General features: G+C 63.1%; 20 protein-coding genes and 1 tRNA gene. 10 read left to right on the forward strand and 11 right to left on the reverse strand.

The genetic code is table 11. The annotated features are described in order from the left end of the window. Positions 1 to 100 precede the first annotated feature (100 nt). The 3 genes from K0M74_RS09570 (at position 101) to K0M74_RS09580 (ending at position 3781) form a co-directional block, all read left to right on the forward strand. On the forward strand, positions 101 to 469 hold the full coding sequence (locus tag K0M74_RS09570; RefSeq protein WP_293971113.1) for a hypothetical protein: 369 nt from the start codon (positions 101 to 103) through the stop codon (positions 467 to 469). A 213-nt stretch (positions 470 to 682) separates the two neighbouring features. Further along, entirely contained in the window at positions 683 to 2875 is a 2193-nt protein-coding gene (katG, locus tag K0M74_RS09575; RefSeq protein WP_293971116.1) for a catalase/peroxidase HPI, read from the forward strand. A gap of 321 nt (positions 2876 to 3196) precedes the next feature. After that, positions 3197 to 3781, forward strand: coding sequence for a septation protein IspZ (locus K0M74_RS09580; RefSeq protein WP_293971119.1), 585 nt, complete (start codon positions 3197 to 3199; stop codon positions 3779 to 3781). A 127-nt stretch (positions 3782 to 3908) separates the two neighbouring features. Here the strand turns inward: K0M74_RS09580 and K0M74_RS09585 are convergent, their stop codons facing one another. Continuing rightward, a complete protein-coding gene (locus K0M74_RS09585; protein ID WP_293971122.1) occupies positions 3909 to 5156 on the reverse strand; it encodes an aspartate kinase in 1248 nt (415 codons plus the stop codon). 158 nt (positions 5157 to 5314) lie between these two features. Between K0M74_RS09585 and ubiG the strand changes: the two genes are divergently transcribed. Beyond that, entirely contained in the window at positions 5315 to 6040 is a 726-nt protein-coding gene (ubiG, locus tag K0M74_RS09590; RefSeq protein WP_293971125.1) for a bifunctional 2-polyprenyl-6-hydroxyphenol methylase/3-demethylubiquinol 3-O-methyltransferase UbiG, read from the forward strand. A 107-nt stretch (positions 6041 to 6147) separates the two neighbouring features. Here the strand turns inward: ubiG and K0M74_RS09595 are convergent, their stop codons facing one another. From K0M74_RS09595 to K0M74_RS09625, 7 genes are all read right to left on the reverse strand, one after another. After that, a complete protein-coding gene (locus K0M74_RS09595) occupies positions 6148 to 6819 on the reverse strand; it encodes a glutathione S-transferase family protein (RefSeq protein WP_293971128.1) in 672 nt (223 codons plus the stop codon). A 78-nt stretch (positions 6820 to 6897) separates the two neighbouring features. Further along, positions 6898 to 7329: a hypothetical protein gene (locus K0M74_RS09600; protein WP_293971131.1), complete on the reverse strand. Its 432-nt coding sequence runs from the start codon at positions 7327 to 7329 to the stop codon at positions 6898 to 6900. A gap of 255 nt (positions 7330 to 7584) precedes the next feature. After that, a complete protein-coding gene (gene gltB, locus K0M74_RS09605; protein WP_293971134.1) occupies positions 7585 to 12111 on the reverse strand; it encodes a glutamate synthase large subunit in 4527 nt (1508 codons plus the stop codon). A gap of 30 nt (positions 12112 to 12141) precedes the next feature. Then, the gene (locus tag K0M74_RS09610) at positions 12142 to 13344 is read right to left on the reverse strand and encodes a DUF2059 domain-containing protein (RefSeq protein WP_293971137.1); all 1203 of its coding nucleotides are present in this window, start codon (positions 13342 to 13344) and stop codon (positions 12142 to 12144) included. Between the two features lie 22 nt (positions 13345 to 13366). Beyond that, positions 13367 to 14809, reverse strand: coding sequence for an NAD(P)-dependent oxidoreductase (locus K0M74_RS09615; protein ID WP_293971140.1), 1443 nt, complete (start codon positions 14807 to 14809; stop codon positions 13367 to 13369). Positions 14810 to 14967: 158 nt separating this feature from the next. After that, positions 14968 to 15768 carry an undecaprenyl-diphosphate phosphatase gene (locus K0M74_RS09620; protein ID WP_293971142.1) on the reverse strand — a complete coding sequence of 267 codons (801 nt, stop codon included), beginning with the start codon at positions 15766 to 15768 and terminating at the stop codon, positions 14968 to 14970. Between the two features lie 73 nt (positions 15769 to 15841). Continuing rightward, the gene (locus K0M74_RS09625) at positions 15842 to 16780 is read right to left on the reverse strand and encodes a complex I NDUFA9 subunit family protein (RefSeq protein WP_293971145.1); all 939 of its coding nucleotides are present in this window, start codon (positions 16778 to 16780) and stop codon (positions 15842 to 15844) included. 203 nt (positions 16781 to 16983) lie between these two features. Here K0M74_RS09625 and K0M74_RS09630 point away from each other — a divergent pair. The 5 genes from K0M74_RS09630 to K0M74_RS09645 all read left to right on the forward strand — a co-directional run bounded on the left by K0M74_RS09630 (position 16984) and on the right by K0M74_RS09645 (position 19778). Beyond that, positions 16984 to 17070: transfer RNA gene (locus tag K0M74_RS09630), tRNA-Leu, on the forward strand. Between the two features lie 236 nt (positions 17071 to 17306). Beyond that, positions 17307 to 17546 carry an Arm DNA-binding domain-containing protein gene (locus tag K0M74_RS19835; RefSeq protein ID WP_366932646.1) on the forward strand — a complete coding sequence of 80 codons (240 nt, stop codon included), beginning with the start codon at positions 17307 to 17309 and terminating at the stop codon, positions 17544 to 17546. After that, on the forward strand, positions 17534 to 18421 hold the full coding sequence (locus K0M74_RS09635) for a peptidoglycan DD-metalloendopeptidase family protein (RefSeq protein ID WP_293971148.1): 888 nt from the start codon (positions 17534 to 17536) through the stop codon (positions 18419 to 18421). The genes K0M74_RS19835 and K0M74_RS09635 overlap by 13 nt, the downstream gene beginning before the upstream one ends. Beyond that, positions 18418 to 18819: a hypothetical protein gene (locus K0M74_RS09640; protein ID WP_293971151.1), complete on the forward strand. Its 402-nt coding sequence runs from the start codon at positions 18418 to 18420 to the stop codon at positions 18817 to 18819. Before K0M74_RS09635 ends, K0M74_RS09640 begins: the two co-directional genes overlap by 4 nt. Then, positions 18816 to 19778, forward strand: a complete 963-nt coding sequence (locus tag K0M74_RS09645; protein WP_293971154.1) for an alpha/beta hydrolase — start codon at positions 18816 to 18818, stop codon at positions 19776 to 19778. Before K0M74_RS09640 ends, K0M74_RS09645 begins: the two co-directional genes overlap by 4 nt. 422 nt (positions 19779 to 20200) lie before the next feature. Here K0M74_RS09645 and K0M74_RS09650 read toward each other — a convergent pair whose 3' ends face one another. The 3 genes from K0M74_RS09650 to K0M74_RS09660 all read right to left on the reverse strand — a co-directional run bounded on the left by K0M74_RS09650 (position 20201) and on the right by K0M74_RS09660 (position 22799). Beyond that, entirely contained in the window at positions 20201 to 21034 is an 834-nt protein-coding gene (locus K0M74_RS09650) for an alpha/beta hydrolase (protein ID WP_293971157.1), read from the reverse strand. 77 nt (positions 21035 to 21111) lie between these two features. Continuing rightward, a complete protein-coding gene (locus K0M74_RS09655) occupies positions 21112 to 22059 on the reverse strand; it encodes a homocysteine S-methyltransferase family protein (protein WP_293971160.1) in 948 nt (315 codons plus the stop codon). 23 nt (positions 22060 to 22082) lie between these two features. Beyond that, positions 22083 to 22799, reverse strand: coding sequence for a sterol desaturase family protein (locus K0M74_RS09660; RefSeq protein WP_293971163.1), 717 nt, complete (start codon positions 22797 to 22799; stop codon positions 22083 to 22085). A gap of 148 nt (positions 22800 to 22947) precedes the next feature. On the opposite strand from K0M74_RS09660, the gene K0M74_RS09665 reads away from it, so the two are divergent. After that, positions 22948 to 23613 carry a TetR/AcrR family transcriptional regulator gene (locus K0M74_RS09665; protein WP_293971166.1) on the forward strand — a complete coding sequence of 222 codons (666 nt, stop codon included), beginning with the start codon at positions 22948 to 22950 and terminating at the stop codon, positions 23611 to 23613. Positions 23614 to 23641: the final 28 nt, after the last annotated feature.

Genomic DNA, 23641 nt, shown 5'->3' on the forward strand with positions numbered 1-23641 from the left:
TGTTTTTTTTTTTTTATTTTGTGTTGTTTTGTCATTAAGTGGTATGGGGTTCAATTCGTGGGGGTTTTTGGGGGTTGATGCCGTTCTATGGGTTTAATGGTTGTTGCGTTTTAATGGGGCGTCACAAACGGGCGGGCCCCCTGCTGATGCAGCCGAAAAATCAGCGCTGCTGCGGGTTGTTGCGGTCCTGATCGGAACGCTGACCGCCCTGCTGGCGATCCTGGCCGCCATTCTGCTGTTGCTGATGCTGTTTGCGACGCTGTTCTTCGTCGCGCTGCTGCTGCTCATTGGGGTTTTGGTTTGCCACTTTCTCTCTCCATTTGCGTCCCGCCGTTGCGTGCGGGACATGCGGGACATCAGGTCAACCCCTCGGCCGGGGACGATGTTGCGCTTCGATGTCGGCGTTTCGCCGGAGCGTGACGACGGTGCGACCAATGTTATTTCCTTGCGGCAACCTGTGCGGCGGTGATCGGTTCGTTCAATGACTATGTTCAGCTTATTCGGTTAGGTCGATGGGCGAGGGCGGCCTATCCTCTCCATCCTAAGGTGAAAGGATGAGCCAATCGACTCGCGACCGGCCCCAACCGAAGTGCTAGCGGTGACCCGCCGGTCGCCCCAGCGTCACGCGCCCGTCATCCTGCCGCGCCACTCTATTCAACGATAAACCCAAAGGAGAGACTGTATGAACGACCAGACCCCCATCGGCAGCGGCTGCCCGGTCCATCAGCCCGGCGGCGTGCGTTCGCTGCTTGGCCGCACCAACAAGGATTGGTGGCCCGACATGTTGGCGACCGAAGTCCTCACTCCCAATGGCCCGTCGAACCCGATGGGCGACGATTTCGACTATTCGAAGGCCTTCGCGCTGCTCGACTATTCGGCGCTGAAGGCCGATCTGACCGCACTGATGACCGACAGCCAGCCCTGGTGGCCGGCCGACTATGGCCATTACGGTCCCTTCTTCATCCGCATGGCTTGGCACGCGGCGGGTACCTATCGCACCGCCGACGGCCGCGGCGGCGCCAACAGCGGGCAGCAGCGTTTTGCGCCGCTCGACAGCTGGCCCGATAACGGCAACCTCGACAAGGCGCGCCGCCTGTTGTGGCCGATCAAGCAGAAATACGGCAACAAGATCAGCTGGGCCGACCTGTTCATTCTGACCGGCAATGTCGCGATCGAAAGCATGGGCGGTCCGGTGTTCGGCTTCGGCGGTGGCCGCGCCGATGTGTTCGAGCCCGAACGCGACATTTACTGGGGCAGCGAAGACAAGTGGGTCAACGAAGGCGTCCAGACGCGTATCGACCTCGACAAGGGCATGGAGGCCCTCGAAGGCCCGCTTGCCGCGATTCAGATGGGTCTGATCTACGTCAACCCGGAAGGGCCGGGCGGCAATCCCGATCCGCTGCAGTCGGCGCGCGACATGCGCGCGACCTTTGAGCGAATGGCGATGAATTCCGAAGAAACGGTCGCGCTGACCGCGGGCGGCCACACCTTTGGCAAGGCGCATGGCAATGGCGACGCTTCGCTGCTCGGCGCCGCGCCCTCCGGCGGTGACCTCGCCGCCTTGGGCTTCGGCTGGGTCAGCAGCCATGAGAGCGGCGGCATCGGCGAACACACTGTGACCAGCGGGATCGAAGGATCGTGGGTCAACACCCCCACCGAATGGTCGGAGAATTATTTCCGCCTGTTGCTCGACTATGATTATGAGCTCGTCCATTCGCCTGCCGGTGCACAGCAGTGGCAACCCATCAACCAGAAGGCGGAGGATATGGCTCCGGCGGCGTGGGATTCGAACATCAAGGTTCCGACCATGATGACGACGGCCGACATGGCGCTCAAGATGGATCCCGAGTTCCGCGCGATCAGCGAGAAATTCCGCAACGATCACGAAGCCTTCAAGGACGCCTTTGCGCGCGCCTGGTTCAAGCTGTGTCACCGAGACATGGGACCGAAGGTCCGGTACCTCGGCCCCGAAGTTCCGGCCGAAGACCTGATCTGGCAGGATCCGATCCCCGCCGGCACGATGCCTTCGGACGCCGAAGTCGCGGCGGTGAAGGAAAAAATTGCCAATAGCGGCCTGACCGTCAGCCAGCTGATCAAGACCGCCTGGGCCTCTGCCAGCACCTACCGCAAGTCGGACCATCGTGGCGGTGCCAATGGCGCGCGCGTTCGGCTGGCACCGCAAAAGGACTGGGAGGTTAACGAACCGGCGATGCTGGCGAAGGTGATCGAAACCCTCGACGGGCTGCGCGGCAATTTATCGATCGCCGATGCTATCGTGCTTGGCGGTGTGGTTGGGCTGGAAAAGGCGATCAAGGATGCGGGATTCAACGTCGCGGTGCCGTTCACCGGCGGCCGCGGCGATGCGACTGCGGAACAGACTGACGCCGACAGCTTCGATGTCATGGAACCCGAGGCCGATGCGTTCCGCAATTATCTCGGCAAGAAGAAGCTGGCGATCAAGACCGAGGAAATGATGCTCGACCGCGCCTCGTTGCTCGGCCTGTCGGTACCCGAAATGACGGTGCTGGTCGGCGGGCTGCGCGTACTCGGCGCCAATCATGGCGAACGCGGCCACGGCCACTTCACCAAGCGGTCGGGCCAGCTGACCAACGACTTCTTCGTCAACCTGCTCGACATGACCAATGTCTGGAAGGCTGTCGATGGGTCGGACAATCAGGAATATGTCGCCACCGACCGCAAGGGCGGCGGTGAGACCTGGCGCGCCACCCGTGCCGACCTGGTGTTCGGTTCCAATTCGGAGCTGCGCGCGGTGGCCGAAGTCTATGCCGAAACGGGTCATGAAGAAAAGTTCGTCAAGGACTTCGTCAAGGCCTGGACCAAGGTGATGGACGCCGATCGGTTCGACCTCGTCTGATCGGGACCAGCCGAACAGATGACGGGCCGCGCCCCGCCCCCGGGGACATGGGCCTGGGGGCGGGTCTTTCTTTTTGGGGCATGGGCTCGCCGCTTCGTAAAAAGCAGCGAGTTCTCCCGCGAAGGCGGGAGCCCATCTCCTGCTAGTTCATGTTGAACCCACCGGGGATGGGTCCCTGCGTTTCACGACGCGGACGATGGTGACGCCGTTGAGCGCGCGTCCATTGCGCTCAATGTTAACAATGAAAAATTGGATTTGACCGCCTGGGCCGCCCCGGGTCATGTTGACGGCGACAACATTGAGTCGCGGAACGGATGTGCCATGCGAACCTTGCTCTATGCCATCGGGCCGATGCTGTTCGATTCGCTCGGCATCATCGTCTTCGCGGTGTTGCTGGCCTTGGGTGCCGGGATCGTCACCGCCACGGTCGCCGGGACGGTCGTCGCGGTTGCGGTCGGCGGCTATGAACTCGCGCGCGGGCACAAGGTCGCGGCGTTGCAGTGGATCAGCCTGGCGTCGGTGCTCCTCGCCGCTGCAGCGACGCTGTTTACCGGCGATCCGCGTTTCGTGATGGCGAAGCCGACGATCGTCTATCTGATCGTCGGAACGGTGATGCTGCGCAAGGGCTGGCTCAACCGCTATATTCAGCCCAAGCGACTGGCGCTGGTCGGCGACGTGATGGACCGGTTCGGTTTTATCTGGGCGGCGATGATGTTTGCGAGCGCGGGACTCAACCTGGTCGTCGCGGTGTTTTTCACCGCATCGTGGCCGTTGTTCATCGGGATATTCCCGCTGGCGTCGAAATTCGGTCTGTTCGCGGTCCACATTGCGGTGGTACATTTCATCGGACAAGCGCGGCTGCGGCGTGGTGCGGGCGGCCAGTTGGAACCGCTCGCCGCAGAATAATTGAACCGATCCTCGCAAACCCGTTCGTGCTGAGCTTGCCGCAGCACCGTTCTTCCTTTCAGCGTTACCGAAGAAGAACGGCCCTTCGACAAGCTCAAGGCGTACGGAAGATGGGTGTTAGGCAGGCCTAGTCGGCGTCGAGGCCGTAGGCGGTGTGCAGAACACGCACCGCGAGTTCGGTTTCATCCTCGTCGATCAGCACGCTGACCTTGATCTCGCTGGTCGAGATCGCCTGGATGTTGATACCGCGATCGGCAAGCGCGCGGAACATCGTGCTCGCAACCCCGGCGTGGCTCTTCATACCGACCCCGACGACGCTGATCTTTGCCACCTTGTCGTCGCTGATGATGCGGTTGAAGCCGATCTTTTCCTTCGCGGCGTCGAGCAGGTCGATCGAGCGCAGCAGGTCGGTCTGGGGCACGGTGAAGGTCACGTCGGTCTCGCCCTTGTCGCGGCCGACGTTCTGGATGATCATGTCGACGTTGATCCCCGCCGCGGCGAGCGGGCCAAAGATGTTGGCGACGCCGCCGGGCCGGTCGGGCACGCGGGTGACGATGACCTTCGCTTCATTCTTGTCGTGGGCGATGCCGGTGATCAGCTGCCGTTCCATCTGATGTTCCTCTATTTCCTCGTCGCTGACGATCATCGTGCCGCGGGCGGGGGCTTCGTCGCCCTCGACGAAGCTGGAGAGCACTTGCACGCGCACGCCCTCTTTCATCGCGAGTCCGACCGAGCGGGTCTGGAGCACCTTGGCGCCGACGCTCGCGAGTTCGAGCATTTCTTCATAGGTGACATAGTCGAGCTTGCGCGCGCGCGCGACGATGCGCGGGTCGGTGGTGTAGACGCCGTCGACGTCGGTGTAGATGTCGCAGCGATCGGCCTTGAGTGCCGCGGCCACGGCGACCGCACTGGTGTCTGACCCGCCGCGTCCGAGCGTCGATACGCGGCCATCGTCCATCAGGCCCTGGAAGCCGGGGATCACCGCAACCTCGCCGCGCCCCAACGCGGCGCCGAGCGCGCCGGTGTCTATGTCGGCGATGCGCGCGCGGGCATGCGCTTCTTCGGTGCGGATCGGCAATTGCCAGCCGAGCCAGCTGCGCGCTGGGGTGCCCATCGCCTGCAACGTCAGTGCGAGCAGGCCCGAGGTGATCTGTTCGCCCGCGGCGACAACGACGTCATATTCGGCGGGGTCGTAGCGCGGGTTCGCCTCGCGGCAGAAATTGACGAGACGGTCGGTCTCGCCCGCCATCGCCGACACCACGACCGCGACCTCGTTGCCCTGCGCAACTTCGCGCGCGACGAGTTTCGCGACGGTGCGAATCCGCTCGGTGCCCGCCATCGACGTGCCCCCGAATTTCATCACGATCCGCGCCATCTCGCCCCGCTTTCAAGAAACTGGTTTCTACCGCAACATTCGAACAATTCCGCGGCGCTCGGCTGTTAGGGAAGGGGGCGCGGGAAGGCAAGAGGAGCCCGCGCCGCAGCGGATAGAATTTCTTGCATGGGGCGAGGGGGAGTGCCACATCGCGGGGCATGAGCGCTGCCACAATCAACCCCCATGAAGCCGCCCATTTCGGCGCGCTCGCCGCCGACTGGTGGGATCCGCACGGCTCTTCGGCGATGCTGCACAAGCTGAACCCGGTGCGGCTGGCCTATATCCGCGCGCAGATCGACGCGCATTGGCATGTCGGCGCGCGCGAGCGTTTTGCGCTGGCTGGCAGAACGGCAATCGATGTCGGGTGCGGCGCGGGGCTGCTGGCCGAGCCGCTGGCGCGCATGGGCGGACAAGTGACGGGCGTCGATGCGGCGCCGGAGAACATCGCGGCGGCGAGCGCGCATGCGGTGGGGCAGGGGTTGGAGATCGACTATTTTGCGGGCGAGCTGGCTGCCTTTCCGCCTGCGACATTTGATCTCGTCACCTCGATGGAGGTGGTGGAGCATGTTACCGACCCGGCGGCGTTCATCGCCGGCCTCACGGCAAGACTGGCGCCCGGCGGGTTGATGATCCTCTCGACCCCGAACCGGACGATGCTGTCGAAGCTGCTGCTCGTCGAGGCGGCCGAACGCGTTGGCGCGGTGCCGCGCGGCACGCATGACTGGGACCAGTTTCTGAAGCCTGAGGAGCTGACCAAGCTGCTCGAAGGCGCGGGGTTAGAGGTTGTTGATCGCACCGGCCTGTCGCCTTCGCCCGCGAAGGGCTTCAAACTGGGTGGCAGTGAGGCGCTGAACTATCTGGTCGCGGCACGGTGGCCGGGCTGATAGATTTCCCTATCAAATCGTCCTTGCGAGCGTAGCGAAGCAATCCATGGCGGTTTACGCGGGCTCCGGATTGCTGCATCGCCTTCGGCTCCCCGCAATGACGGAGCTCAGAAATCGACATCCTCATAATATTTCGGCGGCGTCACGATTTCCATCCGCTCGGCCAGCAGCGGGCGAAAGCTGGGGCGGGATTTCAGGCCTGAATACCAGCCTTTCGTCTGCTCGTGACCGGTCCAGTCGATGCCGCCCAGATAGTCAGCGACCGAGATATGCGCCGCGGCGGTCAGGTCGGCGAGGCTCATCGTTGCGCCGGCGAGCCAAGTGCGGTGGTCGATGAGATAATCGACATAGTCGAGATGGTTGTTCGCCGCCTTCATCGCCTCGCGCAGCGCACCGCCGTCGGGGGGCTGGCGGTGGACGATGCGTTTCTGCATCCGCTCGAACAGCAACGGGCCGGTGACTTCGTAATAGAAATCATGGTCGAACCACGCTGTCAGGCGGCGGATTTCGGCACGGTTAGCCGCAGTGCCGTTGATCATCGCCTTGCCTTCGACGGTTTCTTCGAAATATTCGGAAATCGCCATGCTGTCCATCAGCACCTGGCCGCGCGCCTGATCGACCATCACGGGGGTGCGGCCCGCCGGATTGAGGTCGATGAACTCGTCGCGGCGTTCCCACGGCGATTCGCGGATTAACTCATAACCGACGCCCTTTTCGCCCAGCAACAGGCGAACCTTGCGCGAAAAGGGACAGAGCGGGAATTGATAGAGTTGCCACATGGATCCGGCATAGCGGCAGCGGGGCGCCCCGCGCAACGGCTATGGCGCGGTGCGGCCGTTCTGGTGGTGGATTGTCACTTAGCGGCGTGGCACGGTGCGTTCGCGTTCCCATTGCGCGGCCATATCGCGCGCCATGTCCTTGAGCACCGGCGCGTAAACCGCGAGTGCCGAGGCGGCTTGTCCGGCCATCCGCGTGGTCGCGCGGACGTCGGCGCCCATGCGATCAGCGTAATCGGGATCGCGCCCGGCGACCTCGCCCAGCGTCGCATCGCGGGGGATATAGGCGGCATCGGATTCGGGGTCGACGCGGGCAATGGCGTCGGCGAGTGGGCCGACCGGCATCTGCATCAGCGCGCCGACGATCGCGGTGATCGTGTCGGCCATGCGGTCCTGTGCCACCGGATCGTTCAGCGTTGCGACGGTATCGCGCAGTTCGGGGTCGGCGGCGGCCGCGGGCAGCGGCGCGGCGACCGCAAGCAGGGGGAGGGCGATCAAGGCGAAGCGGGTCATGGCTGTCATCCTTTCAGAGGACGCAAGATTCGGTAAAGGCGCTATGTTTAGCGATGTAACGCTTTCGCTGGGCTGAACGTGCCACCGCGTTGCGATGAACTGCAGCCGGAACGGGGTGATCGATCCTCGCTGTGGCGAAGCCATCGTGAGGGGGACCGTTCGCGGAGCGAATGGTGGAGGGGCAGCAACATCGCGTCATGAACCCTCCGTCAGCGTCTTCGCGCTGCCACCTCCATTGCTGTGCGACAGGGAAGATTACTCTGCCGCGACGACCTCGGCCTCGGCATCGCTTAGCGGCCAAGTCAGGCGCGAGAGCATTTCCTTCGGACACACCTGCCAGAACTGGTCTTTCCAGCGATCCCAGTCGGCAAGGATTTCGCTCGACCATTTGCTTCCTGTCGCCTTGGCATGATCTTCGACCAGATCCTTCACCACCGCTTCCCAATGCGCACTGTCGATCCGCTGCCAGACGATCGATTCGGCATTGGCGCGGCGTTCGAACTGGCCGTCGGCGTCGAGGATGAAGGCCATGCCGCCGGTCATTCCGGCACCGAAGTTGGAGCCGACGGGCCCGAGGATCACCGCGGTGCCGCCGGTCATATATTCGCAGCCATTGGCGCCACAGCCCTCGACGACGACCTTTGCGCCCGAGTTGCGGACCGCGAAGCGCTCGCCCGCCTGACCCGCCGCGAGCAAGGTGCCCGACGTCGCGCCGTAGAGGACGGTGTTGCCGATAATGCTGTTGTGCTGGCTGACCAGCGGGCTCGACACGGTGGGGCGCACTACGATGCGGCCGCCCGACAGACCTTTGCCGACATAGTCATTGGCGTCGCCGAACACTTCGAGGGTGATGCCGCTGCACAGGAAGGCGCCGAGCGACTGGCCCGCGGTGCCGCGCAGGCGGACCTGAACATGATTGTCGGCGAGCCCGTTCATGCCGAACCTCGCGGTGACCTCGGCCGACAGGCGGGTGCCGACAGCGCGGTGAGTGTTGCGGACATTATAGGTCAGCTGCATCCGCTCGCCGCGTTCGAACAGCGGTTTTGCGTCGCTGAGGATCTGAGCGTCGAGGCTGTCGGGGACCGGATTGCGAAGCAGCCCGTGCGAGCGGCGCTGGTTGTCGGGCGCGTCGACTTTGGCGAGGATCGGGTTGAGGTCGAGATCGTCGAGATGTTCGGCGCCGCGGCTGACCTGGCGCAGCAATTCCGTGCGGCCGATGACCTCGTCAAGGCTGGTCACCCCCAGCTTGGCGAGGATTTCGCGCACCTCCTCGGCGATGAAGGTCATCAGGTTGATGACTTTCTCGGGGCTGCCGGTGAATTTCGCCCGCAGCTTTTCATCCTGCGTGCAGACGCCGACGGGGCAGGTGTTGCTGTGGCACTGGCGCACCATGATGCAGCCCATCGCGACCAGGCTGAGCGTCCCGATGCCATATTCCTCGGCACCCAAAATCGCGGCGATCACGATATCGCGACCGGTCTTGAGGCCGCCATCAGTGCGCAGGCGGATACGGTGGCGCAGGCCATTGAGGGTCAGCACCTGATTGACTTCGGACAGGCCCATTTCCCACGGGGTGCCGGCATATTTGACGCTAGTTTGGGGGCTGGCGCCGGTGCCGCCGGTGTTGCCGGCGACGAGGATGACGTCGGCATGTGCCTTGGCGACGCCGGCCGCGACGGTCCCGATGCCCGCCGAGCTGACGAGCTTCACGCAGACGCGCGCCTTCGGGTTGATCTGCTTGAGGTCGTAGATCAGCTGCGCGAGATCCTCGATCGAATAGATGTCGTGATGCGGCGGCGGGCTGATCAGCGTCACGCCCGGCGTCGCATGACGTAGACGCGCGATAAACTCGGTGACCTTGAAGCCCGGAAGCTGGCCGCCTTCGCCAGGCTTGGCGCCCTGTGCGACCTTGATCTCGATCTCGTCGCAGGCACCGAGATATTCGGCGGTGACCCCGAAACGGCCGCTCGCGATCTGCTTGATGTTGCTGTTGGCGTTGTCGCCATTGGCATAGGGCTGGTAGCGTTCGCGCGCTTCGCCGCCTTCGCCCGACACCGCCTTGGCGCCGATGCGGTTCATCGCGATCGCCAGCGTTTCATGCGCCTCGGGCGACAGCGCGCCGAGCGACATGCCGGGGGTGACGAAGCGCTTGCGGATCTCGGTGATCGCCTCGACGCTGTCGAGCAACACGCCCTGCGCCGGATAGTTGAATTCCATCAGGTCGCGAAGGTACACGGGCGGCAGGTCGGCGACCCCGCGCGAGAATTGCAGATAGGTCGAATAACTGTCGGTCGCGACCGCGGTCTGCAACAAATGCATCAGTTGCGCCGAATAGGCATGCGTCTCGCCGCCCGCGCGCTGGCGATAAAAACCGCCGATGGGCAGGGTGGTGGCGCGCTGGTCGAACGCGGCCTCATGCTTTTCGGTCGCGTTGATGAACAGTGATTGATAGCCTTCGCCCGAAATCTTCGCCGGCATGCCGGGGAACAGATCGTTGACCAGCGCGCGGGAGAGGCCGACCGCTTCGAAATTATAGCCGCCGCGATAGCTGGAGATCACTGCGATCCCCATTTTGGCGAGGATCTTGAGCAGCCCGTCGTCGATCGCCTTGCGGAAGCGCAGGCGGCAATCGTCGAGCGACAGCGCGCTGCCGAACAGTCCGCGCGCGTGCCGGTCGGCAATCGCGGCTTCGGATAGATAAGCGTGGACTGTGGTCGCGCCGACCCCGATCAGCACCGCAAAGGCATGGGTGTCGAGCACCTCGGCGGAGCGGACGTTGATCGAGGCGTAACTGCGCAGCCCCTTGCGGACGAGATGGGTGTGGACGGCGGCGGCGGCGAGCACCATCGCCATGCCGACGCGATCCTCCCCAATGCTTTGGTCGGTCAGGAACAGTTCGCTGCGTCCGGCGCGCACCGCATCCTCGGCCTCGCGGCGGACGCGCGCGATCGCCTCGCGCAAGCTCGCGGCATCGCCGCCGACGGGGAAAGTGCAATCGATGTCGGCGACCGCATCGCCGAAATAGGCGCGCAGGCGATCCCAGTCGTCGCCGACAAGCACGGGGCTGTCGATCACGAGGACGTGGTCGCTTTGGCCCTTTTCATCGAGGATATTGGCGAGGTTGGCAAAGCGCGTCTTCAGGCTCATGACATGCCGTTCGCGCAGACTGTCGATCGGCGGGTTGGTGACCTGGCTGAAATTCTGGCGGAAAAACTGCGCGACGTGGCGCGGCTTGTCGGAGATGACCGCGAGCGGGGTGTCGTCGCCCATCGACCCGATCGCTTCCTTGGCGTCCTCGACCATCGGCGAGAGGATCAGCTCCATATCTTCCATGGTCAGGCCCGCGGCGACCTGGCGGCGCAGCAATTCGCTGCGCTCGAAGGTCGGCAGGCTCGATTTGCCGCCCTTGGGCAGGTCGGCCATGGTGCGGAAGCCTTTGACGCGTGCGCCATAGTCATGCGCGCCCGCGATCTTGTCCTTGATCGCGCGGTCTTCGTAGAGGGTGCCGCTTTCCAGATCGACCGCGATCATCTGGCCGGGGCCGAGACGGCCTTTTTTGCGGATGCTCGCCTCGGGTAGCAGGACCATGCCGCTTTCGGAGCCGACGACGAGCAGATTATCGGCGGTCAGCGTGAAGCGCAGCGGGCGGAGCGCGTTGCGGTCCATGCCCGCAACGGCCCAACGGCCATCGGTCATCGCGAGCGCCGCGGGGCCGTCCCACGGCTCCATCACGCTGGCGAGATAATTATACATCGCCTTGTGCGCATCGGGCATTTCGGGTTCGTTGACCCATGCCTCGGGGACGAGGATCAGCTTTGCGGTCGGCGCGTCGCGCCCGGCGCGGCACAATGTTTCAAACACCGCGTCGAGCGCCGCCGTGTCCGATGCGCCCGCGGGGATCACCGGCTTGATATCTTCCGAATGCTCGCCGAAGGCGAGGCTTGCCATCTTGATCTCGTGGCTTTTCATCCAGTTCTTGTTGCCGCGGATCGTGTTGATTTCGCCATTATGCGCAAGACAGCGGAACGGCTGCGCCAGCCACCATTGCGGGAAGGTGTTGGTCGAATAACGCTGGTGAAAAATCGCGCAGCGGCTTTCGAACAGCTTGCTCGTCAGGTCGGGATAGAAATCGGCGAGGCTTTCGGCGAGGAAGAGCCCCTTGTAGATGATCGAACGGCACGACAGGCTGCACACGTAAAAATCGGCGATCTGGGCGGCGATCACCTTTTTCTCGATCCGGCGGCGGACCAGATAGAGCTGCTTTTCGAACTCGGCGAGCGACGCTTCCTCGGGGAGTGGCCCGGCGATCATGATCTGCTCGATTTCGGGGCGCGTGCGCTGCGCCTTGTCGCCGATCACCGATACGTCGACCGGCACCTGGCGCCAGCCATAGATGGTGAAACCCGCGTCGATGATCTCGGCCTCGACAATGGTGCGGCAATGCTCCTGCGCCTCGAGGTCGGTGCGCGGCAGGAAGATCATGCCGACGGCGAGGCGGTTCGGGCGCACTTTATGGCCCGACGCGGCGATTGCATCGTCGAAGAAACGGACCGGCAGGTCGACATGGATACCCGCGCCATCCCCGGTCTTGCCGTCGGCATCGACCGCGCCGCGGTGCCAGACGGCACGCAACGCCTCGATCGCCGCCTCGACGACACGGCGCGACGCCTTGCCGTCGGTCGCCGCGACCATGCCGACGCCGCAGGCATCGGATTCGAGGTCGGGGCGATACATGCCGTGCTCGGTAAGCCGGGCATGTTCGGGGGTGGGGTAGTGGGTCATCTTTGTCGTCCTGGCGGTATAGGCTGGCGCCTATTCGGAGGGGGCTTTGTCCAGCCGTTCGCGCGCCTTGTTCGCGGCTTCGGCCTCGGCTTCGAGATAGGCGGTGGCGGCGGCGGCCGAGGCAGCCTCCAGATCTTCGACGCGCTTCAGATCCGCGGCCGACCAGTTGCTGCGGTCGTAGGCTGGGTCTTCGCTGGCATAATCAGTTGCGGCCACAGCGGCATTTGCTGCGGCATCGGCGGCGTCTGCCGCAACGTCGGCGGCGCTGCCGTCATACGAGGCATCGGCGGCGTCTGCCGCAGCGTCGGTGGCGCTGCCGTCATACGAGGCATCGGCGACCGCATCGGTCGCCTCCATCACATCGGTCTTCCACATGTCGCGCTGCTCTTTCAGCACCTTCACATCGACCTTCATCAGCTTGGCGAGCGACGCGAGTTCCGTGTCGCTAAAGTCGGACAGCTGCTTTTCCTTGGGCAGTTCCTTCATGTCCTTTTCGATCTGCGGCCCGCGGTCCATGAATTTGGTGACCATGGGCGGCAGCGCCTTCATCACCGCGACCATCACTTCGGGGTCGGCCTGCAAGGCCATCCATTCGCTGGCATAGAGGCGGCCTGTGGACGTCGCGAGGAAGCTGTTGAGGTCGGTGAGCTGCGCCGCGCTGAACTTGCGGGCATAGGCCTTGGCCATGCCGTCGCGCATCGGCCGCTCCAGATCGGTCAAGGCTTCGCTGATCAGCGGCTTGATCACTCGCGTGATCTGGTTTTCGCGTTCCTGGCGATGCGGGTCGAACATATCGGCGATCTTGTTCTTTGTCGCCTCGTCGAGCGTGGCAATCTTGTCGCTTTCGACCCCGGTCTTGATCGACAGCATCAGGTCCGACTGGCCGCCAAGCTCGGCCATGATCGTCTTGAACATCTTGCCATAGAGGTTGTCGATCATCTTCTCGAGGCTGCCGGCGGGGATCAGCGCCCCCATCGTCTGCTGCGCGAGGGTCAGGCGAGCGGGCTCGATCGGCGGCAAGCTGCTGGTGTCGAACATCTTTTCGACCAGTGCGATTGCCGCATCCATGTCCTTCTGCATCTTCGCCTTGGCATCGACGGCAAAGCCTTCGCTGTTGACATCAGCTTGAGCATCATCGGCGACGACTTCGGCCACGGGTGCTTCCTGCGCGGTAGCGGCCAGGGGTGCCAGCGCGAACGAACCCGCGAGCAGCATCGTTTTGAATTTAGACATCATGAATTCTTTCCCCTGTTGGTCATGCTGCCTTCTTTTCGCTTTTGGCTTTGGCTTTCAACCACTTTGCCATCTGGTCGCTGACATCGCGGCCGTCGCGGATGCCCCACACGACCAGGCTGGCACCGCGGACGATGTCGCCGGCGGCAAAAACGCCGGGCAGGCTGGTCATCATCGTCTGATGATCGACCCGCAGCGTTCCCCAGCGCGTGACGCTGAGGTCGGGAGCGCCGAACAAATTGGGCAGTTCCTCGGGATCGAAGCCCAGCGCCTTGATCACCATGTCGGCGGGCAGGTCGAAGGTGCGGCCGGGATCGACCTCAGGGCTGCGGCGACCGCTGGCATCGGGCGCGCCAAGGCGCATGCCCGCGACCGCGACATGCTTGACGCTTTTGTCAGCAGTGAAGCTGGCGGGGGCAGACAGCCACACGAATTCGACGCCTTCTTCCTCGGCGTTCGACACTTCACGCAGCGAGCCGGGCATATTCTCGCGGTCGCGGCGATAGAGGCATTTCACCGACTTGGCGCCCTGCCGTACCGCGGTGCGGACGCAGTCCATCGCGGTGTCGCCGCCGCCGATGACGACGACGTGCTTGCCCGCGGCGTTGAGGCGGCCGTCGTCGAAGGCGGGGACCGCATCACCAAAGCCCTTGCGGTTCGATGCGACCAGATAGTCGAGCGCTGCGATCACGCCCTCGGCCTCGTTGCCGGGGACCTTGATCTCTCGCGCCTTGTATACCCCGGTGGCGATCAGCAACGCGTCATGCTTCTGGCGCAGCGCGTCGAGCGTCGCGTCGCCGCCGACCTCAAAGCCCAGATGAAAATGGATGCCGCCCTCAGCCAGCCGGTCGATGCGCCGCATCACGACGTCTTTTTCCAGCTTGAAGCCGGGGATGCCATAGGTGAGCAGCCCGCCGGCGCGGTCGTGGCGGTCATAGACATGCACCTCATGCCCCGCGACGCGCAGATATTCGGCGGCGGTCAGCCCTGCGGGACCGGCGCCGATGATGCCGACCGACTGGCCGGTCGCTTTGCCGGGGTGCAGCGGCTCGACCCAGCCTTCCGCCCAGGCGGTGTCGGTGATATATTTCTCGACGCTGCCAATCGTTACCGCGCCATGCCCCGAAAATTCGATGACGCAATTGCCTTCGCACAGGCGATCCTGCGGACAGATGCGGCCGCAGATCTCGGGCATCGTCGATGTGGCGTTGCTGAGTTCATAGGCTTCGCGCAGCCGCCCTTCGGCGGTCAGGCGCAGCCAGTCGGGGATATGGTTGTGCAGCGGGCAATGCACCGAGCAATAGGGGACGCCGCACTGCGAGCAGCGCGCAGCCTGTTCGTCGGCGTCGGGCGCGGCGTAGCGCTCGGCGATCTCGCGAAAATCCTGCGCGCGGTCGTCGGCGGAACGCTTGTCCGGATAATGTTGTTCGCGCTCCACAAATTGAAGCATGCGATCGGCAGCCATGCAATTTCCCCTTCGATGCGGGCCAGATGCATGGTCGGACGGGCTCTGTCACGAAAGAATTGCCAGTTAGGTAAGTTAAACTGTCCTAAAATTACACCCGATCGAGAGAGATGGTGTCGCGGGCGTAATTATCTTTCACATCTAGTCCCATTTCGGTCCTACCTCAGGCTAAGCCAGATCAGCGCGATGGTGCCAAGAATGATTCGATACCAGGCAAAGGGCGCAAAGCCGAAGCGCCCGACGATCGCCACCAGCGCCTTCACGACGACCAGCGCAACGACAAATGCGACGCCCAGACCGATCGCGATCGCAGTCAGGTCGTCGATCACCAGCACATCGCGGTCTTTCCACAGCGAATAGACGGTGGCGCCGATCATCGTCGGGACGGCGAGGAAAAAGCTGAACTCGGCCGCGGTCTTACGCTCGACCCCCATCAGCAGCGCGCCCATGATCGTTGCGCCCGAGCGGCTGACCCCGGGGATCATCGCGATGCACTGGACGATGCCGATGATGATCGCGGTCCGAAGCGGCATCGCCTCGACGCTTTCGACCTTCACCACCTTGACCATACGCTCGATCGCGAGGATCACGACGCCCCCAGCGATCAGCGCGACCGCAACGGTCGTCGGCGACTGGAGCAGTGCGCGGATCCCTTCGTACGCGACAGCGCCGATCAGCATCGCGGGCAGGAAACCGATCAGGATGTTGCGGGTAAAGGCGATCGCGTCAGGATCGGCGCGCAGCAGCCCCATGCCGACATTCCAGAACCGCTGCCGATAGGCGACGAGCACCGCAAGGATCGCGCCGAGCTGGATCGAGATCTTGAACGCCGCCGACCCTTCGCCGGTAAAGCCGAGCAGTTCGGCGGCGAGGATCAGGTGGCCGGTCGACGACACCGGCAAAAACTCGGTCAACCCTTCGATGATGCCAAGCAGGATGATGGTCGCAAGGTCGTGCATATATGGTCCTGAGGTTGATCACCCCGGACGACCCAACGATCGGGTGGGGGCGGGCGTCGCCGGGTTGGTTGGCTCAGGCGGGCTTTTGCACCGCAAAGCGGCCGTGGCGGCGATATTGCACTAGCCAGTCGTCGGCGACCGCAGCCAGCGAGGTCGGCGCAACGCCAAGCTCAGCCAGCCCTGCGGCGCCAGCGGCGACGACATTGTCCTTTTGCAGCATAAGCCACTGATCCTTGGTGATCGGGGCGCCCGGCGCCCAGCCGAGACCCGATGCAAGCGCCCCGGCGACTGCATCCGGCACATCGACAAACAGTGGCGAGCGGCCCGTCGCATCGGCGATCCAGCGCTGCAATTCGCCCATGGTCAGCACCTGCGGCCCGCCCAGCTCAAAGGTCTGCCCCGCCGCGGCATCGCCCAGCGCGGCGACGACAGCATCAGCGACGTCGCCGACATAGACCGGCTGGAACTTCGCGTTCGGCGCCACCACCGGGATAACCGGCGCCATGCGGATCATCGCCGCAAAGCGATTGATAAACTGGTCCTCGCGACCAAAGATGATCGACGGGCGCAGGATCGCGGCAGCGGGAAACGCCGCGCGCACCGCGGCTTCGCCATCGCCTTTGCTGCGACCATAGGCCGACGCGCTGTCGCGGTCGGCGCCAATCGCCGAGATATGGACGAGTGCGCGGACACCAGCGGCTTTGGCTGCCCCGGCAACATGCCCCGCGCCATCGGCCTGCACTGCCTGCATATTGTCGAACGCGCCGACCAGATTGATCACCGCGTCGCTGCCTTGGACCGCACGCGCGATGCTGGCGGGGTCGCGGACATCGGCGGTGACGAACTGCGTCTGGCCCAGCCCGCCGAGCGGTTTCAGAAAGGTCGCGGCGCGCGGGTTGCGCTGCGCGATGCGGACGCGGACGCCGCGTGCGAGCAGGCGCTGCACGACATAGCGGCCGACGAAGCCGCCACCGCCCAGCACCGTGATCAATTGCCCGTCGAGTTTCTGCATTGCATCCGCCTGTGATCGATTCTGTGTGGGTGGCGCAGCGTGCGCCCGATCGCTTCCCCATGCCGCGAAGCGGGGGAGGGGGCAAGGGGCGACGGCCACCCGATGGCCTGAAACTGGAACCTTTGCGATAAAATATGCCACGATCCGCGGACCGCGGTTGACAAGCCGCCAGCCCCCCCGCTAAGCGCCCGCTCCTACCCCGTGCCCAGATGGCGGAATTGGTAGACGCACCAGCTTCAGGTGCTGGCGATCGCAAGGTCGTGGAGGTTCGAGTCCTCTTCTGGGCACCATTTACCCTTCTCATGACATCCGAGAACTCTTGAAAAAATGGCAGAAATCTGGCATTTTCTGCTTGGTTCTGTCTTGCGGCGTCCGAGTTGATTTCACTCAATCTCATCGCAAGTGGGGTCATCGAGTGGGGTCATCGAGTGGGGTCATTTGCCGACGCCAGAATCTCATGACCCCACTTACCTAAATTGAGATCCGAATCTTCTCTGCGCCAAGTGCGGATTGGCAGGTGGTTGGTATGGCGTTGTCGGATACAAGGCTCAGGACGCTGAAAGCGGCCCGGTCCACCTACAAGGTGTATGATGTTGGCGGTCTCTACCTGGAAGTCTCTCTTACCGGTACCAGGTTATGGCGCTATCGCTACAGGGCAGGAAGTAAGGACAAGCGGCTGGCCTTATGGTCCCGACATGCCCATGTTGATGCAGCGTCCGCTGCCCGATGTTATAACCGCGCTGTGAATTTCCCATGCTCTGGCTGATCCAGCTGCTGTTCCCGCTGGCGCTGTTGCTGTGGCTGGCATTTCTGCCTGCGCGGCACATGCCGACAAGAATTTTCCAAAGTTTCGGAATAGCTGCGATCCTGCTGGGGCTGCATCTGGCGGGATTGTGGATCACGCCACCCTGGTGGACGCCGTGGATCTATTGGGGGCTGTTCGCGATCGCCGTGTCGCGCGTGTGGCGCATGCAAACCCGGCCAGACTTCGCTGCGGTTGATTACGCCCTGATCCTCTTTTGGGCGGGGCTGTCCGGTTTTGGCGGATGGGTTTCCATGCAAGCGCTTGACGCCAGAACGCCGCCGCCCGGCGAAATCGTCGATCTCGCCGCGCCGCTAGTTGCTGGCCGCTATTATGTCACTAATGGTGGCTCGCGAGAAATCGTCAGCTCGCATTTGCGGACACTTCCAAGAGCCACGATAGGCCAGCGCAATTATTGGGGGCAAAGCTACGGCGTCGATATCACGGCAATGAACCGCTGGGGTCTGATGGCCAGCGAACCAACCATGGTGCTTGCCCCGTGCGCAGGGCGCGTGGTTCGCGCGCATAGCGGAGAAGCCGATGGCGGCCCGGTCGATCTGACCAGCCCGACAGCAAGGGCGGGCAATTACGCACTCATTCGTTGCGGGCATTTCGATATTTTGCTCGCGCATTTTCGCAAGGGCAGCTTGCCGGTTGCGCCCGGTGACCTTGTCCGCCAAGGACAGCCTATTGGCGCGCTTGGCAATTCTGGCGCTTCCGACATGCCCCACCTGCACATCCATGCCCAGCGTCCCGGGACCGCGGCTGCGCCATTTTCGGGCAAGCCGGTGCCAATGCGGATCGACGGGCGCTATCTGGTGCGTGGCGACATGCTATGAAACGATTTCTGAGCGCTGCCACCGTCTATTTCCTGATGCTGTTCGCGCTGGGCTTTGTCCTTGGCACTGTTCGGGTGCTGTTCGTCGTGCCACGGATAGGGGTGCTGAGCGCAACGCTAGCGGAGGTGCCGCTGATGCTGATTGCGGCATTTTTTACGTGCCGCTGGGCAATTAGCCGCTGGCAGGTGCCGCCCACCCTTTCGGCGCGCGGGACGATGGCACTGTTGTTTCTGGTGCTGCTGGCACTGTTCGAGACGCTGGTCGGCGTTGCCTTGTTCGGACGTACGCTGGCCGGAACATGGTCGGGACTGGCCACCCCTGCTGAGCTGATCGGCTTGATTGCACAGGCCATCGCCGCGTTACTGCCGATCTTCGTCGGCCGGACCTGGCGGCAATGACGAGTCCGACCCGCCGGCAGTGGATGCTCGGCGCGGGCGCGGGCGCGCTGATCGGAGGAGGCTATGTCTGGTCGCGTTTTCGTCAGGCGGTTAGCGCCGCCAGTCGGCGCATTACCGGGCGCAGTTCAACCATGGCCACACCCTTCGGTACGCTCGAATATGCTATCGCCGGCTCAGGTCCGCCGCTGCTGATGATCCATGGCACCGGCGGCGGCTTCGACCAAGGCTTGCGCTTCGCCGAGGTGCTGAAGCGGCTTGGACACCAAATCATTGCGCCTTCGCGCTTCGGCTATTTGCGCAGCGAATTTCCTGAGGACCCATCGCTAGACAATCAGGCCGATGCCTTGGCCGAACTGCTCGATCATCTCGCCATTGATCGCTTGGCGGTCGCTGGTGGTTCGGCAGGGGCGCTGTCTGCAACGGCGTTTGCGTTGCGGCATCCCGACCGCTGTTCGGCGCTGGTGCTGCTCGTGCCCGCAGCCAATGTCGATGGCAGCGATCCGGTCGAAATGAATGGGTTGCAGGAAGCGGCCGTGCGCACGCTGCTGACCTCTGATTTCGCCTATTGGTCAGCGCTCAATACCGCGCCCGAAACGCTGATCGGTACACTGCTTGCGACCGACCCGGCACTGTTGGCCACAGTCAGCCAAGCCGAACGGGCGCGCGCCTTTGCCATATTGGTCGACATCATGCCTATTGGCGCGCGGGCAAAAGGCATGCTGAACGATGCGCGGCAGGCTGGACATCCGGCAGCGACGGATTTTTCGCAACTGCGCATGCCGGTGCTGCTAATTTCGGCGGAGGACGACCGCTTCGGCACCGCCGCCACCGCGCGCAAGATCGCGGCAGTTGTCCCTCAGGCCGAACTGACCATCCTGCCCGATGGCGGGCATATCTGGCTGGGCCATGATAGCGAGGTTGCAGAGCGGATGCACCGCTTCTTGGCGAGATCCATTTAGCCACTGTCCATCATTGAGCCTCTCCGCACAAAGGCCGCTGTCTCAGCCGCTTCGAAAAAGGGGAAAGGGTTCTACGCGCCTAATAAATGAACGTCTGCTCCGAAGTGGCGCAGGCGACCACGGAAACGATTGGATTGTCCGTGGCTTCAGCCAAACTGTAATTGTCAGCTATCGCTTCCAGCCTCTCCACAATCTGCCGGTCAGCAACCGGCCAATTCGAACTGACACACGGCCTCTCGGCAACGCGCTTCTCATTTTAACAAGCGCCGACGACATATTGGGAATCTGCCGCTCCGAATCCAGTCCCATCGCGCCTCGCCTCGCCGCGCAGGTCTCCAATTGTCGAATAGCAGAAAAACAAAGCCAGCCTGCGCGCCAGGGGAACGTCCCGAGAGCAGGCTGACTTCGGCCCGTATTGGCTTCTATCCCTTTAGAAATCGTCGCACGTCCTCGACATATTGCTCGGGGTCAGTCGTCATCGCTTCATGGGCTGCGCTTCGCAGGACGCTGACCTTCCCGTCAGGTAGAATCGCCGCGAGTGCGTCCGTAGCCCAGAGCTCGGACAGACTTTCGCCGCCGGTTTGCAACAGGACCGGTATGGGCAAGTCTTTGAACCGTTCGATATCGAAGTCATAGCCCGCCAACGCCCGGATGTCGGCGTAGCTGGCGGCTGCGTCCTCGACGATAGGCGGCCAATCGTCGCTCATTCTGAGTGCCTGCAAATCGGCCTGCGGCACCAGTAGCAAGTCGCCAAAGAAAGCCAATGCGAACGCATCCCAGCCATTTGAATCGGCCAGATTTTTGAGTTTCTCCATCGCCGCTGCCTCGAGAAGTTGCGGCCAGGCCGGCTCATAGACGATCAGTTTGCGGACGAGATGGGGCACGGCCGCAGCGGTGCCCAGCGCGACATGCGCGCCATAGGAATGGCCGAGAAGGAAGACGGGCTCGTCGATCAGGCGGATCAAGGCGGCGACATCTTCGAACTCGTCTTCGAGGGCGCGGTCGGTCGCCGCGTCGGTTGCGCCGCGGCCGCGCCTGGCAATTGCGTAGACCCGAAAATGAGGCGCGAGCAGCGACTTCACATAGGTCCAGTTTGTTTGGTGGTCGCTGAACGCGCCATGGACAAGAACCAACGGCGGTCCATCGCCATAGGTGTCGAAACTGATTTGGCCACCCGAGCGTGCGGCGATCTGTCCGCTCGAAATTGAGTAGGTGGCGGACGCTTCCAGCGTCGGTGACGCGATTTCTTTTTGCATTGCGATTTCCTTTCATTGGACGGCGGCCGAAGCGAGCGCAGGTGAGGGGCCATGCGCGCGCCGGTGCCGTTCGGGTGTCAGCGCCGGTCGGCGTGCGCCGCGCAGGTGTCGGCAATCGCGGCCACATGCCGGTCGTCGGTTCCGCAGCAGCCGCCGAACACGCGAAGCGCGGGCAGCAACGCCTTCAGCTCGGCGTAATTGCGCGCAAGTTCCGCAGGGTTGCCGGGATCGAGTTCGGTCGCTTCGTCCAGTTCGGCGTGGCTGAGGCGCGACGCATTGGCGCGCAGTCCCCGGATCCGGTTCACCCATTCTCCCGCGTCGGCCAAAACCGCCTCGAAGTGGCTCGGGTGCGCGCAGTTGATCATATAATAGGCCGGTGCCCCGGCGGTCGCGGCGTCGACGGCCTCGATCGCGTCCTTCAAACCATCGCCGGTCGGAAGACGGCCATCGGTTTCCAGCGTGAACGAAATGGCGACCGGCAAGCCGGCGCGCAGGGCGGCCTTCGCAATGCCTATCGCTTCGGGCACGTTGGTCATCGTGAGCGCCGTGATCAGGTCGACGCCGGCTTTGGCGATCACAGCGACCTGATGCCCGTGATAAGCTTCGGCCTCATCCGCCAGCATCGTGCGGTCGGCGACATAGCCGTCGCCGCGCGGGCCGATGCATCCCGAAATGAGGATGGGCAGCGCTTCGCCCTGATGTTCGGCACGAAGCTCGTGCAGCAGCGCGATGGCGTCGCGGTTCAGAGCGTCAAGCTCGGCGAGTTCGAGGCCGAGCGGCCCGGCCCAGTCGGGCCCTGCGCGCCACGTCGCGGCTTCCAGAATAAAGCCCGCGCCGGCGCCGCGCGCGATCGCGATATAGCGTTCGAAATAGCGCTTCAGGTGGGCCCGGCCATCGGCCGTTCGCAGCATGGCGATCGATGCGAAATGCGGCAGCTCGATGCCGTCGAGAAAGATGAGGGTGGTCTCGAGGCCTCCGTCCGTGAGGAACGGGCGCTCGTCGATCCGGTGCAGAATATTTTGCATATGTTTGTCCTTTAAAAATCGAGTCAGGAAATCTTGCGGCCGAGCAGCATCGACCATTGCCGGGTGGAGCCGTCATGAAAGCCGGCCTGTCCATCCCATTGGTGAGGGTTGCGAAAGGTGCCGAAAACCATGTCCCAAAGCGGAATGTCGCCATAATTCCAGGCATGGACATCGCGCTCGTGGTGGAGCGAGTGGCTTTCAGGACGCGTCACCAGATAGCCTAGCCAGTGCGGGGTCGCGAGGTTCGAATGCTGGAACATCGAGCAAAAGGTCGCGAGGACGCTCACTACCAGCGCCGCTTCGGGGGTCAGGCCAACTCCCCCGACAAGGCAGAGCGAGCCGAGAAAGGCCCAGCCGAGCATGTCGAGCGGATGGAAATAGAAAGCGCCCCAGATGTCGACGCGCTCGGCGCTATGGTGCATCTGGTGCATCGTGCGCCACAGGAAGTCGGTCCGGTGCATCGTGCGATGCCACAGGTAAACGCCGAGCTGGAGCAGCAGAAAGCCGAGCGCGACCTGCATCCCGAAATTCAACCCGCTCGCATCGACGAGCTGGTGACTTCCGAGCCACGCGTCCCACATGAAGGGCGCATAGGTCGCGATAGTGAAATAAAGGATTGTCGAGGCAATCCCCATTGTCCGCCACATTCTGACACTGGGAAAGCGCCGGGCGGACACAAACATATCGGCCGCGGCGAATGTCGCAAACAGCCCGAATGCGATATAGTGATAGATAGTCATTGCCGTCCTTTCTGATTCGAAGACGGCAATTCATTTACGGCAGTAACATATGGTGCTCTAGCAAGGGCGCGGTCGGTTATCCGGGAAATTACTGCTAGCCCTTGATTTCAGTTTTCTTTTCTGGACGCAAGGGAAGGGGGAAACCAGCGTGGCAGAGAAGCTGATCGCGAAAACCACACCTGCGGTAAAGTTTGGCCCGGAGGCCACAAAAGGCGCGCGCACGCGCGAGCGGATCATGGACTTTGCCGAGGATTCGATCCTCCACAAAGGTTTTGCCGCGACATCGATCGAAGAACTGGTCGAGGCGTCCGGCATCACAAAGAGCGGCTTCTTCTATCATTTCAAAGACAAGAACGACCTCGCCCGGGCGATCGTCTCGCGCTTCATCGATCGGGACAATGCCATTCTCGACCAACTGACCGAGCGTGCGCAGGCGCTGTCCGACGATCCGCTGCAGAGCTTCCTTATCTTCGTGAAGCTGTTCGCCGAGATGATGGACGACCTCCCCGGACTGCACCCGGGCTGCCTCGCATCGTCGGTGACCTATCAGGATCGCGTGTTCGATGCCGAAACCAGTCGGCTTATCCGCGTTGCTGTCTTGGGCTGGCGGACCCGCTTTCACGACTGGCTCAGTAAAATTGCCGACCAGTATGATCCGTGCATGCCCGTCGACCTGGAAGCCCTTGCCGACCATTTCAACGTCATCGCCGATGGCGGCATCATCACGTCACGCGCACTTGGCGACAAGACCATCATCGGACGTCAGGCGCGCCTGATGCATGATCATGTCAAACTGCTCTTCGGCGGCAGATAGGAGGCTTCGGTCGTGTGGGTTGGTTCGA

Origin of the sequence: Sphingopyxis sp. (assembly GCF_019459305.1) — a bacterium.
Taxonomy (GTDB): domain Bacteria; phylum Pseudomonadota; class Alphaproteobacteria; order Sphingomonadales; family Sphingomonadaceae; genus Sphingopyxis.